This is a genomic window from Vibrio sp. 397, from assembly GCF_033339395.1.
Lineage (GTDB): Bacteria > Pseudomonadota > Gammaproteobacteria > Enterobacterales > Vibrionaceae > Vibrio > Vibrio alginolyticus.
The window spans coordinates 90831-105464 of sequence record NZ_JAWOUN010000001.1 but is presented as its reverse complement, the minus strand read 5'-3'; the positions used below and the strand labels follow the sequence as shown (position 1 = coordinate 105464).

Here is a 14634-nt window from a genome sequence, read left to right as displayed (position 1 = left end):
GCGCTAGGTTTTATATGTCAAGGATATGAAATGGCTAAGTTTTTAAATACAAGTGCAACAAACTACTACCTCGAAGAACTGATAAAGAACGCTTCTGAAAGGCTAATCCTCATCAGCCCATTTCTTAAGCTTAATGATCGTATTCGAGAGCTTTTGGAAGACAAAGACCGATTAAAGATAGACATTCGAATTGTTTATGGCAAAAGCGAACTACAACCTGATGAGATTAACTGGCTAAAAGGTCTCTCCTTTGTGCGTACCAGTTTTTGCAAAAACCTCCATGCAAAGTGCTACATGAATGAAAGTGCTTGTATCATTACAAGTTTAAACCTCTATGAGTTTAGCCAAGTAAACAATAATGAAATGGGTATCTTCATTGACCGTGACGAAGACCCCAATGTCTACAAAGATTCGTACGAGGAAGCTCAACGTATCATTCGTATTAGTGATGAAGTTAGAATCTCGTTAGAGAAAGTTCAAGCTGCTAATTTAGATACGGAACTTACTGAAAAGCCTGTTACAGATAATGAACTAATTAAACTCAGCTCCTCTAAGTTAGCTAAAAAGCACAAACTTAAAACAGATGAGTTTCTCAGCTTGTGTGTTAATAAAGGATACTTAACGTTAGATGACGGAAAGCACTCATTAACCGATGAAGGTAAATCCTCAGGTGGTGAGTTTAAATACAGTAAACGTTTCGGTCCATATTTTGTCTGGCCAGAGTCCTTGGAAGTATCGTAACTATTTGGTTCAATATTTTAAAGTGAGTACAGCAAACGTGAAGATTAAAATAAGAGCTATGTTAAGTTTAGCTGCCGCCCTTAGCTTGATAGGTTGCACCTCCACTAACTTCAGTGAATATAAGGATCTACCTGGCCATAAGTCCATAGCTGTTGGCTCTAATGGCGTTATCGCATATTCCTCATCGAATCCCAATGTCGAAACAGCCATTACAACAGCCATTGATAAATGCTCTTCAATCGGTGGCAAAGATTGTAAGTTTATCGATGTTGATGGTTATAGTCCTATTGGTAATAAAACATATATGTATGATGATCGTGCAGCCAGTGTTGATTACCTAGACAAAGCTTCATACAAAGTAAGATATAAATGTGAGCAATTAACAAAAGCGATGGCACAGTCATTATTTCATTCAGGCCATACTTACCTAGATGGAGACTCAGATGGGAAGCCTTGTGAGTCAAACCTTTGGAGCTCATATTATTCAACAGATACCAATAGCAGAAAAGTAAAAGGTACTAACTGTCATTATGTTCGTGGGTATCGAAGAAAAAATGGTACTTATGTCAGTGGTTATACACGTTGTCGTTGATTACAAGGCTCCATTTGGAGCCTTTTTTTATATGATTTTCTTTAATACTCTCGCATACTTCAGAATCTGATGCGCAATACCAATATCATTTGATGCACCTAACTCTAATAAGGCGACTCCAACCAAAACTTGCTGCGCAGTAACCAGCTGCCCTGTTGGAAGCTCTAATCGATCATGCCTCATTACGAAGTTTTCCCAATCTTCACAAGAGCTCAATTCCCTACCCTTATTCATCCTCATCAAGCGCTTACACTCTGGAGGAATGGATTTCCCCTTGTCCCATTCCTTGACCGTCCTCACAGTTTTCAAACAAAGTTTGGCAGCTTCTTCGACGGTTAAACCACATTCAAATTCACGAAAAATATAGTTTTTAGTCATTTCGTGATACTTCATTGAATTGCCCCTCAAAAGAGAGACATTTTATAGGATACGCATATGCAATCGTATTCAACATAAGCGCCCATAATGCGCACTGAGGAGAGTGTAAACTCAAAGCAATAATGTCCGGTTTTAGACACTTTAAAATGTCATCCTAAGATTAACAACATTGTTGGCTTTTGAGGCTTTAACCGAGGTTCCTGTGGACTTGCAATCGCTAGTTTTGTTTGTGGTTATGCTTACGAAGCAAATCAAATCTCTTATTGAAAATTGATGCGCGCGTAGTCCTCGACTTACTGGCGTGTTCTTCCGTAAGTACCTGAATCAATCTATGTATGGTGATGATGGCCAACTCACTGAATTTGCCATTCAATGGCATCACGATTACTAACTTAAGCGCTACCAAACAAAAAAGCCTTTCATACTCGCCTCGTTCTAATCGCTCCGCAACGAAATCTGCCAAAAATCACGAGCTCAGTTCACTCGCTCTTAATCAAGGCGTTCTGAAACATTTATAAGCCTGTGGTTATATGGAGGCGAATGTACTTTTCGGGGAATTTGTAACGATAGCGTTTTCCTTTCTTCAAGTTGGACTTAACGTACCTACACACTTTTTGGTCACCACTACTGGTTACTCTTTTTATTACTGCGTTTTTACTTTTGTGCTCCATTTCTATCATGACGTCACAATAACCTTGATAGCCATCAAACTTATTGTCTACTTTCTTTTGAAGCTTAGTCTTAATCTTTTTAGCCAACAGGTTCGTTTCTGAATCGTCAGCAAAAACTGAATTACTTGCAAAGATCAATATCATTAAAGTTACAACGTATCTCATCGTTTTGGTCCGTTTATGTTGTTGATTGTTCAATGATAAGTAATTTTTCTGTAGATACGAAAATGGGACGCCACATTGCGTCCCATTTAACATGATGAAGTAACTGATATGTAATTAAGCGCGCTTCTTGCCTTTGTTTACTTTGAAGCCCTGGTGCGGAAAAACGTTACGAATCCTCTGTTGAACTTTTTTGGGAATGCCTTTGGAAAAGCTTAAGCGCATTCCTGTTCGTTGGCTATACACCTTCATTTCACCAGTAAACGGGTTATGCTCACTAATATCCTGTAAGTTGTGTTTGAAAGAAGGAGGTAGATGCCCTTTTACGTTACTAATATGGCCATTATCGAACTTTACTTTTAACACCGGCCTATCGACTGCGATCAACCAAAAGATCACGATGGCTGCAATTAAGATTACATATAACATTTGGCACTCCCTATCCTAGCTAGATAGCAATTTACTCAAATCCTCTTTAATTGAGGTAACTTTTTGACTCGCTTTTTCACTTCTCGACGCTTCGGAAAGCAAATATTCAATTGCGTCAGATAACGTACAACCAAGTTCATTCGCTCTACTAGAAAGCTTTTCCCAAACTCGGTAATCTAAATCAATGGATTTCTTCTTTGTATGGACTTGCTCTGCATTGAAGTGACGTTTCCGTTTTGCTCGGATAGCCTGCTTGAGTTTATTATCTAACTCTTCTGACATGTGGTTTTCTATCCAAGCCAAGACAAGTGTAGGCTCGTGTTCAAGGCGTTTTAGTTCTGCGACCGCTGCATCTGCTTCGCTTGTATCAATATGTCGGGTAATCGCTTCACCATCTTTCCATTTTTTGATGAGATACTTCCATTTCCACCCACATTCTAGATTCTCAAGCTGTTGATATTTCATTTGTTCCGACCCATAGACATAACCTAGTGACAGCGTAACCCAGATGGTTTACTTGGGCAAATAAAACTCTTAGAAGTATCGATGTTGATCACTCATTTGTCTAAGTATTGTTCATTGAGAGTTGAATGCCGAGAGCAAACCAAATTGGTGCTAGGGTGTTATAGTCCGTTTCGTTATAATGTCGGCAAGATTGAATCACGATGAATTTTAATGAACCAACTTAATTGGCAAGACGTAACACCTTCACTTGAGCAGTACGAAGCACTTTTAAAGTCTGCACCTTCGTTACCAAAGAAGTCTTTTACTGATCTCCAACCGAGAATGTCGGCAACGATATCTCGTTTTTCAAAAATTTCCGGATTGACGCGAGTACTACTCATTAACTGCGTAGATAATTCTGTATATAGAGAGTTCATCAGTAAAGCTCTTCAGAGCCAGTCTAACGCTGCGATAGTTTTTTCGGAATCACTTGATGCCAAACGTTTATTTGACCGTTACAGTGTTGATGTAAGTGGTGATATTGCCTTCCAACCTGGTTTAATTTCACAGGCAGATAACGGTTACTTAATAGTACCGGCTAATCTAATTTTGGCTAACCCAGGGCTTTGGCCAAATATAAAGTCTGCAATTCAACAAAACCTTATCGAGCCACTGAACCTAAGCCCTACTCGTTTACCTACTTCAGTACCGCAAGCTAAAGCTTATGATGTAAAACTGATTGTAACAGGAGAAAGAAGTCAGTTAGCAGAGCTAGAATACATCGATGAAGACTTCTGTTCTGGCTTTGCCATGTATACGGAAGTTGAAGAAGATATTCATCTGTCAGAGCAGAATTTGACAGATTACTTTGGTTTGGTGAACTGGATATGTTCTCAATATCAGCTGCCTCACTTAACTGAATGTGGTTTTAGAAGATTGTTGCTAGCCGGTATGAGATTTACTGAAGATCAACATTATCTGCCTTTAGGAGTAATGTGGCACTCTCAACTTCTAACGCTTGCCAGCCAGTTCAGTGATGGTCACGCATTAGATTACAAGTCGTTAGATAAAGCGATTGACGACAAGTATTACCGAGAATCTTACCTTCCTCAGCGTGCCGTGTACGATATTTTAGATGGACAAGTCATCATTGAGACAACTGGGGAACAAGTTGGTCAAATCAATGGCCTAACCGTTATTGATATGGCTGGGCACCCTGTCAGCTATGGTGAGCCTGCACGAATATCTTGTGTAATTCATTTTGGTGATGGCGATGTTTCCGATGTTGAGCGCAAAGCTGAGCTTGGAGGCAATCTACATGCAAAAGGCATGATGATTATGCAAGCTTTCTTGAGCTCTGCTCTGAAACTGGATGAACCACTGCCTTACTCTGCCTCCATCGTATTTGAACAGTCTTATAGTGAAGTTGATGGTGACAGCGCATCTCTTGCAGAACTTTGTTGCTTGGTGAGTGCTTTATCTGAATCTCCAATTAATCAACAAGTTGCGGTTACAGGAGCTGTTGATCAGTTTGGTCGAGTGCAAGCCGTCGGTGGCTTGAACGAAAAAATTGAAGGCTTTTATCAGGTTTGTAAACATCAAGGTTTTACAGGAAATCAAGGTGTTGTGATGCCAAAATCAAACCTTAAACACCTTGCATTACATAAAGATGTAATAGAAAGCATTAAAAATGGTGAGTTCCATATTTGGTCCGTTTCTACCGTAGATGAAGCTATTCCGATTGTAATGAATAAACCTTTTAGAGGTGAAGACGATAGCATTATTGGCAAAATAGCGGAACGTATTGAAAACTTTGAAAGACATGAGCATCCAGAAGGAATTGTGCAGCGCATCAAAAACTGGTTTGTCTAGTACTGATCGGAGTTGTTTAGCGTACACGTGTTCACTAAGATGCAGCTATCAAAAATTGGAGTAATTGATAATGCAAAACAAACGTGATTCTTATAACCGTGACGATCTACTTGCTTCTAGCCAAGGCGAACTGTTTGGGCCTGGTTACCCTCAGCTTCCTGCGCCAAACATGCTAATGATGGATCGTGTTACTAAAATGTCTGAGACTGAAGGCGATTTTGGTAAAGGTTTGATCTTGGCGGAATTGGATATTACTCCAGATTTGTGGTTCTTTGACTGCCACTTCCCTGGCGACCCAGTAATGCCGGGTTGTCTTGGCCTTGATGCGATGTGGCAACTTGTTGGTTTCTTCCTTGGCTGGGTTGGTGGCAAAGGAAAAGGTCGTGCTCTGGGTGTTGGCGAAGTGAAGTTTACAGGTCAGATCCTGCCAACAGCGAAAAAAGTGACGTACGAAATCCACATGAAACGCGTTGTAAACCGTAAACTTGTGATGGGTTTGGCCGACGGTCGTGTATGTGTGGACGGCAAAGAAATCTACGTAGCAAAAGATTTGAAAGTTGGCTTGTTCCAAGACACTTCAAGCTTCTAATCACGATTTTAATCGATTTATTAAGGCTCCTATTTAGGAGCCTTTTTGTTGTTGAGTGTTAACCTACTTCCCTATGTCCCTATAATGTAGAAAAGGCTCCGTAGAGCCCTTTCGAATCCTTCTTTTTGTATGTGGAGAGTTTATTTGTAGAGACCAGATTGTCTTTCATCTCTGGCATCACGCCAACCACCTAACCAATACGACCGAGCATCAACTTGTTGATATGGGCAAGCCTCTTGAGACCTTCCATTCAACCCAGCTTTGTAGCCTTGAGATTGAGCTCGTTCTAGGCGATCACGCTTTTGTCTCTTCATAGTTAATTCCTCATACAGGTCCATTTACTAACGTACAGCTGTTATTGTGAAACTTTGATGGAGTTTTTATGACTCCACTTATAAGAATCGATCAAAGTAGGCAATTTCTCAAGGCATAAAAAAAGCAGAGACTCAAATGTGTGAGCATCTGCTTGATTTAAAAATTACTGACGATTTTTAACTATTTTCTACGGAACCCAAACAATCCAAGCATGGTCAAAGCTAACCAACCAAGGCCTGCACCTTGACGCTCTGTCGTCGTTGAGTCAATGCTTCGAGATACGATGTCGTCCTTAGTTGCGTCAGCAATAGGTACTAGTTTGACTGCTACAATTTGCTCTTCAGAGCTACATGTCGCATTGTTTGCTGTTGTGCTATAACCACCTGCACATTTCATAGCTGTACCAGAGATCACACCTGCATCATTGATATCAGTTGCGTCGATAATACGGAACTGATTGTTTTGTTCAGAGTAATCACCGCCATTAGTCAAACTGTCTAGGAACCAAGCTTTTCCATTAAACAATGTTGCAGCACGTTCACTAGTCTCGCCACCTAGGCTATATGGATAGATAAAACCGCGCTTACGACGTGGCTTGCCATCGTCTTCACGAGTCGTTTCTGCATCAAGTTGCCCGACGATTTCATTGTAAGAGTTGATACCGCCCATCTTACCGCCCGCACCGCTAAAGAAAATGCCAGTAGTTGGGTAAAAAGCGCTAATAGAATCCTTACGAACATCATCTACGATAAAGAGACGATTCGGAGCAGAGCCCGTTGGCATTAAGTATCCGCCCGAACGTTTTGCTTCACCAATAGCAACAAAATTAGAGTTAACGTCGGTTAATCGTGAGTTTGTATGAACCGTATCATCACCCTCGCGCTGTCTAGCTCCTACAACAACTTTGTTTTTCCAAGTTGCGTTTTCAACGCTACCTTCGGCTTCTAGAGTTCCGACAAAAACAGTCGCATTCAGGTAGTTATCATCACTGTAAGTGTTGTAACCTACGCCATAGACCGTAGTTCCATCAGTGACAAGGTCACGCATGCTCCCTTGAGCTAACCTTTCTCCATCTTTAGATGTGCCACTTGGCCAAGCCAATTCACTGACGGTTCCGCTTTGATCCCAAATCGCTGCTTTTGATGTGTGGTGAGATCCATTGGTATTGCTTGCTGTTCGAGAAACACTGCCAACAGTAAAATTGCCGTCTGTGCTCCAAGCATGGCTTTGCACAACACTTGCGTCACCATCGCCAGTAAGAATATTTGGCTCTACTGGTGCAACTACGGTATTTCGTGTTTCTAATGTAGAAGTATTTTCTGTGCTAACTTTACTCTGATTACCGACAGCTGCACCATCCTCGGTAAGCTGGTTGATAACATTGTTATATTCATTTTTATAAGCAGCAGAATCTTCTTCTATGAACGCTAACGCATTAGAAGTAAAGTCTTTACTACGTTCTTTATTCCACGGCGTCCAGTTTACTGAAGCCCATGAGTCACAGGTGGAATAGCGAAGCTGGTTGTAACAGTAACGCTCAAAGTCTTTGAGTTCTTGGATGTAATAAAAGCCAGCGTCTAATCCGAATGGGATTTCTTCACGATAGCTGTTCCCATCCACGGCTTGTGTCGCTGAAATCGGTGTAGTGCGAGTTTCCATTGCAAGTTTAAACTGCTCTGGCGTGCAGTTTGCTGCTGCATCAAAGCAGCCTAGAGCGAAAGGTGAACCTGTTGAAGGATCTGTACCTGCATTGCCCTGTTGAATTGCAACCCCGTAAGCCGTTTGGTAGTCACCGTTTGAACCATGATCCTGAGGTGAAACCTCAACAACTTGATACAATGCCGCCTGTGCGTTCATTGTGGTACCAACCATCATTGCAATGGCGGTCAATTTGAATTTATTACTACAATTCATTGAATTCTTAACTATCCTGTTGCATTGCTTCGAGTTCTTCCCATCTCTCGAATGCGATTTCCAACTCCTGCTCTAATGCAGCAAGCTGTTCCAATACCGGCTGAGTTTGCTCTACAGGTTTAGCAAAGAACTCTGGATCGTTCACTTGCTCCTGAAGGCTCTCGATATCCGACTCTAATTGTTCAAGTTTAGCTGGTAGAGCCTCTAATTCTCTTTGCAGCTTATACGATAACTTCTTCGAATTGTTCTTAGGTTGCGTAGTTTTGGGAGTTTCCTCAACCACTTTCTCTTTCTTTGTTGGTTTTTCAACCTGACTGCGCGAAGCAAGAACTTGGTCACGCTGCTGTTTAGCATCATGATAACCACCAACGAACTCTTCGATTATACCGTTACCCTCAAAAATCCAGCTGGTTGTTACTGTGTTGTCTACGAACTCACGGTCGTGACTCACTAACAATAATGTACCCTGATAATTGGCAAGCATTTCTTCTAAAAGTTCCAACGTTTCGATATCCAAATCGTTAGTTGGTTCATCAAGAATAAGTAAGTTGTTTGGTTTCAACAAGATACGGGCTAGCAATAATCGGTTTTTCTCACCACCAGAAAGTGCCTTAACCGGGGTTCTGGCGCGCTTAGGTGCAAATAAGAAGTCTTGAAGATAACTCAGCGCATGACGCTGACGTCCCCCAACCATTACTTCTTGTTTCCCATCCGCTAAGTTATCGATCACTGTCTTTTCTGGATCCAAAATCTCTCGGTACTGATCAAAGTACGCGACTTCTAATTTTGTTCCGCAGTGTAAACGACCAGACTGCGCTTCCAATTGCCCTAGTAGCAATTTAAGTACCGTACTCTTACCGCAGCCATTTGGTCCGATAAGTGCAATACGGTCACCACGCATGATGTTAAAGCTAAAGTCGTCGACAATTGTCTTGCCTTCGTAAGCAAAAGATACATTTTCTGCTTCAAATACAATCTTACCTGAACGAGAAGCATCATCGATGTTTAGGTTAACTTTCCCTTGAACTTCACGACGGTCACGACGCTCTTCACGAAGTTTTTTAAGGGCTCGAACACGGCCTTCATTACGAGTACGACGTGCTTTAATGCCTTGACGAATCCACACTTCTTCCTGCGCTAGTTTCTTATCGAACTCAGCATTTTGCATTTCTTCGACGCGAAGCATTTCTTCTTTGTCATTCAAATACTGTTCGTAATTACCAGGGAAAGAAGCTAATTGACCGCGATCTAAGTCAACGATGCGTGTCGCCATCGACTTGATGAATGCACGGTCGTGAGAAATAAAGATGATCGAGCCTTTGAAGTCTTTTAAGAAGTTCTCTAACCATTCGATCGTTGTCACATCGAGATGGTTTGTTGGTTCATCAAGAAGCAATACATCAGGATCACAAACCAGCGCACGAGCTAAAGCAGCTTTACGTTGCCAGCCACCGGATAGATCGGTCAGTTTGGTTTCTGGGCTTAGTTTTAAAGCGCCAAGTACGTTCTTAACACGGTCATCAAAGCGCCAAGCGTTAGAATGATCAAGTTGCTCTTGAACTTTCGCCAAACGGTTAATGTTCTTCTCACTTGGGTCTTGAGCAACAAGATCGAGAAGATCGTGATAGATCTTCAATTGTTCGCCGATTTCAGCCAAACCGCCAGATACGTATTCGTAAACCGTACCCTCTTGATTGCGCGGTGGATCTTGTTCAAGCCGAGAAACTACTACGTCTTGAGTTATTTGAATCTTGCCATCATCCAACAAAATGTCGCCGGCAAGCACTTTCATTAACGTGGACTTACCTGCTCCGTTACGACCAACTAAACAAACGCGTTCGTTTTCTTGAAGAGCGAACTCCGCTTTGTCTAGCAATGGGTGGTCACCAAATGCAAGTTGTGCGTTATGAATGGTAAGTAATGCCATTATTATCCAACCAATGTGTGAGTTGTTCTAAGTCAAACGGCCAGTTCAACTCAGAATCTTGATATTTTAATACGGGTATTGTGACGCCGTAACGAGAAAATAGTACATCATCGAACGCAATATCGATGATATCTGTTTGCTCGGCCAAACCGACTTGGTCTACTAGAGCAAATGCCATCTCACAAAGATGGCATCCCTCCGTGCTATACAATATCAGCACGTATTAATCCTTTTGTTTATACTACGCGTGCGTTACTAGCCAACAGTTATGAATCTGTTTATTACGCGCAAAATCTAATGGTAACGTTTGAGAAGAAATATTCTGAGCCTTCAAACCCAATTCAGCGAGTGATTCTTCATCCATCTTGAAGTGACGTTTGTTATTTGAAAATACGATTGTGCCTTCACTTCTCAGTAAACGTTTGAGGTTCTTCATTAGCTTAATGTGGTCACGTTGTACATCGAATGATGTTTCCATACGCTTAGAGTTAGAGAACGTAGGTGGGTCAATAAAGATCAAGTCGTACTCACTTTTTGCGTTTTCTAGCCATTGCAAACAGTCCGCTTGTTCATATTTATGTTGGCGCCCTACACAGCCATTAAGCTGCATATTGTCTTTCGCCCAGTTCAAGTAGGTGTTTGACATATCGACAGTTGTAGTGGAACGCGCACCACCAACTGCAGCGTGCACTGTTGCACTACCAGTGTAAGCAAACAAGTTAAGGAAATCTTTACCCTGTGCCATTTCGCCAAGACGACGACGAGTGATCTTATGATCCAAGAACAGGCCTGTGTCTAGGTAGTCATGAAGGTTCACGATCAGCTTCACACCGTACTCGTTTACTTCGAGCGTCTCTGATACCTGACCTAATTTTTGGTACTGGCTTCGACCTTTCTGCTTCTCACGAACTTTCAGTACAACTTTGTTCGCTTCGACACCGGTCACCTGAATCGTCGCACGGATAATGTCCGTTAGACGACGCTTGGCTTTTTCTTCAGGGATGTTCTTAGGTGCTGCGTACTCTTGAATCACAATTTGATCGCCGTACACGTCGATCGCTACGTTGTATTCTGGAAGGTCTGCATCGTAGATACGATAGCAGTCTAGTTTCTCTTTACGCGCCCACTTGCCAATCTTGCCAATGTTTTTCTTCAAACGGTTTGAGAAGTCTGGTGCGATTTGAATGTTAGTATCTGCACCTTTCACTTCATCAGCGTTGCGCTCGGCAATGCTGTAGTTCTTTTGGTGACACGGTAACGCACCATTGTTCAATTTAAACTGTTTATCAGCGCGCATACGAAGGCAACTCAAGAGCTCGTCTGAGCTAGAGAAGATAGATGCTTTACATCCGCCAAACTCAGATTTTAGCTGTCCACCGAATGCGGTATAGAGCGCAATCAGCCCCGGCTCAGTTCCTAGACGCTCACCGTAAGGTGGGTTTGAAACGATAACACCGTGTTCAAATCCTGCGGGACGAGTAATAGTTGCAGCATCACCTTGCGCAAACTCAATCAACTCTTCAACACCTGCTCTGCGGGCGTTTTCTTGAGCGACTTTTAATACTTTGGGGTCGTTATCGAATCCAAAAAACTTAGCGTCAACTTTCCTGACACCTCGTCTAGCTTGAACATTAGCCTCTGATTTAATCTCAGCCCAGGTCTCCGGTTCAAAGTCTTCCAAAACTTCGAAGCCCCATTGTTTGCGCTTAACGCCAGGTGCCATGTTGGCTGCCATCATTGCCGCTTCAATAAGCAAAGTACCAGAACCACACATTGGATCGAGTAGTGGTTGATGCCCATCCCAGCCACAACGCATGATAATCGCAGAAGCAAGCGTTTCACGTAATGGCGCACGACCCGATTCTGGTCGATAACCACGCTGATGAAGACCACTACCTACCATGTCTATCCCAAGCAACGCTTTATCTTTGTGCAAACGAACGTGAATACGAATATCTGGGCGTTCTTTGCTGATATTAGGACGTGGCAAGCCTTTATTCTCAAAGCAATCTACGATGCCATCTTTGACCTTCATAGCCCCGTATTGGCTATTTCTAATCTCACGGTTTGTGCCGTTAAAGTCCACAACAAAGCGTTTAGAGCTATGAAATGGGTTAACCCAGTTAATAGTGGAAGTGGATAGATACAAGTCCATGTCGTTGTTACACGTGAACTCAGATAAAACACGTACAAATCGAGACGCTAAACGGCTCCACAAACAACAGCGATAAACCTGTTCGTTTGTCGCTTTAAATTTTACGCCTGCCTGTACTGGTTTCGCATTTTCAATGCCTAGTTTAGTCAGTTCTTCAACAAGCAAATTTTCCATGCCATTTGAAGTTACCGCGAGATATTGATTCATAGTGTTCTTTCGCTGATAAAAAATGGCTTCAATTATACCTGACTTTACGATCAATGCCTCGTTTTTAAAGGTATTTTCCCACCCGTTAGTTCAAATCATCACCACTCAAATGATCTAAAACTTTCAACATCTTTAGTTTGAATGTTTTTCATTCATGAACATATTTTGTTTCCTTTAGAAGAAGTGAATACTTATTTACATGCATTTTGGTATATACCAGTCGGGGTTGGTTGGTGTAAATTACTTACAAATACCCTTTATAGGGGAATAAATAGGGTTGTTTTAGGCGATAGGTTGCCTAATTAAAGGAGTAATCAAATTGAAATAAGTAAAATAAAAGTGACCAGCTTCATGTTTGCATGCATAGAAAACAAACAGTTTCATGGTCTTTCGGATTGGAGTGTCAGAGGAAAGGACAAAAAAAATCGACCCAATAAGGTCGATTAAGGCAAACAAAGGAACGAAATAAAGAAAAATTAAACAGCTTTAACCCACCATTGCCATAGGGGTCATTGCAAAGAGGTGGTTTGCACAAGCCATGCGATCATGCATTACTTTAATCGGCTGCCCAAATTGAAGCGCCTTATTGCCATCAAGAACAAAGGCTTCTTGGTTAACATAAGCACATAAGCTCGATGTTTCGCCTGGTTCTAGAACGATGAACATACCATCAGAATATTGATTTGTGAGAAAGACCATGTCCCCTTCTTGAGGTTCATAATCAGAGGACTGTGCATCGAAGAACCAGCTCTTAGGCTGTACAGGTTTATGAAAACGCTTTGCAGCAACACAATACAGTGTTAATTCAGCTTGGCGATATTCACTGATATCGAGACAGCGAATGCGCTCATTAAACGTTTGAAATGCGCTGGCGTCATCAACGGTAAATTCACTGTTTGAGAAGGCACAGTTAACCAACAATTTTCGGGATAGATTGGTTTGGAAAATCATTTCCTCCCCCAGATCCAGCATTAAGCAAGCTTTTTGCTCGTCAAAATACCAATTCCATTTGTCGCTGGGTTTAAGCATTATTCCGTTCTCTCTTGACTAGTTAAATCAGTGGTAAAGAGGTAAGACGCTTAATTACCTACTCGTGATTTTTAAATTCTACAAACGAACGGATAAAAAAAAAGAGGAAACAAAGTCCTCTTTTTTATGTAACAGGTACTGATTTTTCAGTAGTTTTTGATGTATATGTTAAAGATTCTTAACAATATCACGTACGAGACCAGGGCCGTGGTAAATAAAGCCAGTGTAGACTTGAACAAGTTTAGCGCCTGCCATGATCTTTTCTTTGGCTGCAACATAGGAATCTACACCACCAACACCGATAATTGGAAGTTTGTCTCCAAGCTCTTCATGAAGCTTACGTACGACCTCCGTAGAGCGTGATTGCACAGGGCGACCACTCAAGCCACCTGCCTCATTGGCGTGTCTCATCCCTTCTACGATCGTGCGATCCAAAGTTGTGTTAGTCGCGATCACACCATCTATATTGTTTTTCAATAAAGAATCGCAGATTTGGCAGATTTCATCGTCACTTAAATCTGGCGCAATCTTTAATGCTAACGGGACATACTTGTTGTATTTCTCTGATAACTCCGCTTGTTTCGCCTTTAATTCGGAAAGCAGTTCATCAAGCGCTTCACCATATTGAAGTGAACGAAGACCTGGAGTGTTTGGCGATGAGATGTTTACTGCAATATAGCCAGCATACTCATACACTTTTTCCATACAAATCAGGTAGTCCTCTGCCCCTTTCTCAATTGGCGTATCTTTATTTTTACCGATGTTAATTCCGAGAACACAATTGAATTTTGCTCGTTTAACATTCTCGATCAAATTATCAACGCCTAGGTTATTAAAGCCCATGCGGTTGATGATCCCTTCTGCTTCCACTAAACGGAATAGGCGTGGTTTATCATTACCTGGTTGTGGTCGTGGCGTTACAGTGCCGACTTCGACAAAGCCAAAGCCCATGGCATCAAATGCTTCAATACATTCGCCGTTTTTATCTAAACCAGCCGCAAGACCAACAGGGTTACGGAATGTTAGACCCATACACTCAACTGGACGAGTTGGTAACTGTTGGCGGTAAAAGAGATCAAGTGGTGTGCCGTTAAAGCGTTGGAAGTTCTTGATTGCAAGATCATGTGCCTTCTCGGCATCGAGTTGGAAAAAGCCAGTTCTGGCTAGACGGTAAAGCATTGTGCCTCCGAAAGAAAAAAGCCCCGTATA

General features: G+C 41.9%; 15 protein-coding genes. 4 read left to right on the top strand and 11 right to left on the bottom strand.

The features are described 5' to 3' along the window. Positions 1-30 precede the first annotated feature (30 nt). Both R7P36_RS00510 and R7P36_RS00505 read left to right on the top strand, forming a co-directional pair. Positions 31-741, top strand: a complete 711-nt coding sequence (locus R7P36_RS00510) for a phospholipase D family protein (protein WP_047101101.1) — start codon at positions 31-33, stop codon at positions 739-741. A gap of 37 nt (positions 742-778) precedes the next feature. Next, positions 779-1333 (top strand): excalibur calcium-binding domain-containing protein, encoded by a 555-nt coding sequence (locus R7P36_RS00505; protein ID WP_152665653.1) that lies wholly within the window; start codon positions 779-781, stop codon positions 1331-1333. A gap of 27 nt (positions 1334-1360) precedes the next feature. Here the strand turns inward: R7P36_RS00505 and R7P36_RS00500 are convergent, their stop codons facing one another. The 4 genes from R7P36_RS00500 to matP all read right to left on the bottom strand — a co-directional run bounded on the left by R7P36_RS00500 (position 1361) and on the right by matP (position 3438). Continuing rightward, the gene (locus tag R7P36_RS00500; protein ID WP_047101098.1) at positions 1361-1726 is read right to left on the bottom strand and encodes a phage protein; all 366 of its coding nucleotides are present in this window, start codon (positions 1724-1726) and stop codon (positions 1361-1363) included. Between the two features lie 497 nt (positions 1727-2223). After that, entirely contained in the window at positions 2224-2547 is a 324-nt protein-coding gene (locus R7P36_RS00495; RefSeq protein WP_158173897.1) for a hypothetical protein, read from the bottom strand. A 114-nt stretch (positions 2548-2661) separates the two neighbouring features. Beyond that, positions 2662-2973 (bottom strand): DUF3634 family protein, encoded by a 312-nt coding sequence (locus tag R7P36_RS00490; protein ID WP_213899368.1) that lies wholly within the window; start codon positions 2971-2973, stop codon positions 2662-2664. A gap of 15 nt (positions 2974-2988) precedes the next feature. Next, positions 2989-3438 carry a macrodomain Ter protein MatP gene (matP, locus tag R7P36_RS00485; RefSeq protein ID WP_005396497.1) on the bottom strand — a complete coding sequence of 150 codons (450 nt, stop codon included), beginning with the start codon at positions 3436-3438 and terminating at the stop codon, positions 2989-2991. Between the two features lie 210 nt (positions 3439-3648). Here matP and R7P36_RS00480 point away from each other — a divergent pair, with 210 nt between their 5' ends. Both R7P36_RS00480 and fabA read left to right on the top strand, forming a co-directional pair. Next, on the top strand, positions 3649-5289 hold the full coding sequence (locus R7P36_RS00480) for an AAA family ATPase (RefSeq protein ID WP_005377458.1): 1641 nt from the start codon (positions 3649-3651) through the stop codon (positions 5287-5289). 70 nt (positions 5290-5359) lie between these two features. Beyond that, entirely contained in the window at positions 5360-5878 is a 519-nt protein-coding gene (gene fabA / locus R7P36_RS00475; protein WP_005390081.1) for a bifunctional 3-hydroxydecanoyl-ACP dehydratase/trans-2-decenoyl-ACP isomerase, read from the top strand. A 140-nt stretch (positions 5879-6018) separates the two neighbouring features. Here the strand turns inward: fabA and rmf are convergent, their stop codons facing one another. The 7 genes from rmf to pyrD form a co-directional block, all read right to left on the bottom strand. Next, positions 6019-6192 carry a ribosome modulation factor gene (rmf, locus tag R7P36_RS00470; RefSeq protein ID WP_005377453.1) on the bottom strand — a complete coding sequence of 58 codons (174 nt, stop codon included), beginning with the start codon at positions 6190-6192 and terminating at the stop codon, positions 6019-6021. A gap of 181 nt (positions 6193-6373) precedes the next feature. Next, positions 6374-8107, bottom strand: coding sequence for a DUF3466 family protein (locus R7P36_RS00465; RefSeq protein WP_025766617.1), 1734 nt, complete (start codon positions 8105-8107; stop codon positions 6374-6376). Positions 8108-8114: 7 nt separating this feature from the next. After that, positions 8115-10034, bottom strand: a complete 1920-nt coding sequence (locus R7P36_RS00460) for an ABC transporter ATP-binding protein (protein ID WP_005377449.1) — start codon at positions 10032-10034, stop codon at positions 8115-8117. Continuing rightward, on the bottom strand, positions 10012-10254 hold the full coding sequence (locus R7P36_RS00455) for a glutaredoxin family protein (RefSeq protein ID WP_017821808.1): 243 nt from the start codon (positions 10252-10254) through the stop codon (positions 10012-10014). The genes R7P36_RS00460 and R7P36_RS00455 overlap by 23 nt, the downstream gene beginning before the upstream one ends. A gap of 21 nt (positions 10255-10275) precedes the next feature. Further along, complete coding sequence (rlmKL, locus tag R7P36_RS00450; RefSeq protein ID WP_318121983.1) at positions 10276-12396, bottom strand: bifunctional 23S rRNA (guanine(2069)-N(7))-methyltransferase RlmK/23S rRNA (guanine(2445)-N(2))-methyltransferase RlmL; 2121 nt, start codon at positions 12394-12396, stop codon at positions 10276-10278. Between the two features lie 486 nt (positions 12397-12882). Continuing rightward, on the bottom strand, positions 12883-13425 hold the full coding sequence (locus tag R7P36_RS00445; protein ID WP_005377444.1) for a cell division protein ZapC: 543 nt from the start codon (positions 13423-13425) through the stop codon (positions 12883-12885). Positions 13426-13593: 168 nt separating this feature from the next. Next, positions 13594-14604, bottom strand: a complete 1011-nt coding sequence (gene pyrD, locus R7P36_RS00440; protein ID WP_005377443.1) for a quinone-dependent dihydroorotate dehydrogenase — start codon at positions 14602-14604, stop codon at positions 13594-13596. Positions 14605-14634 lie beyond the last annotated feature (30 nt).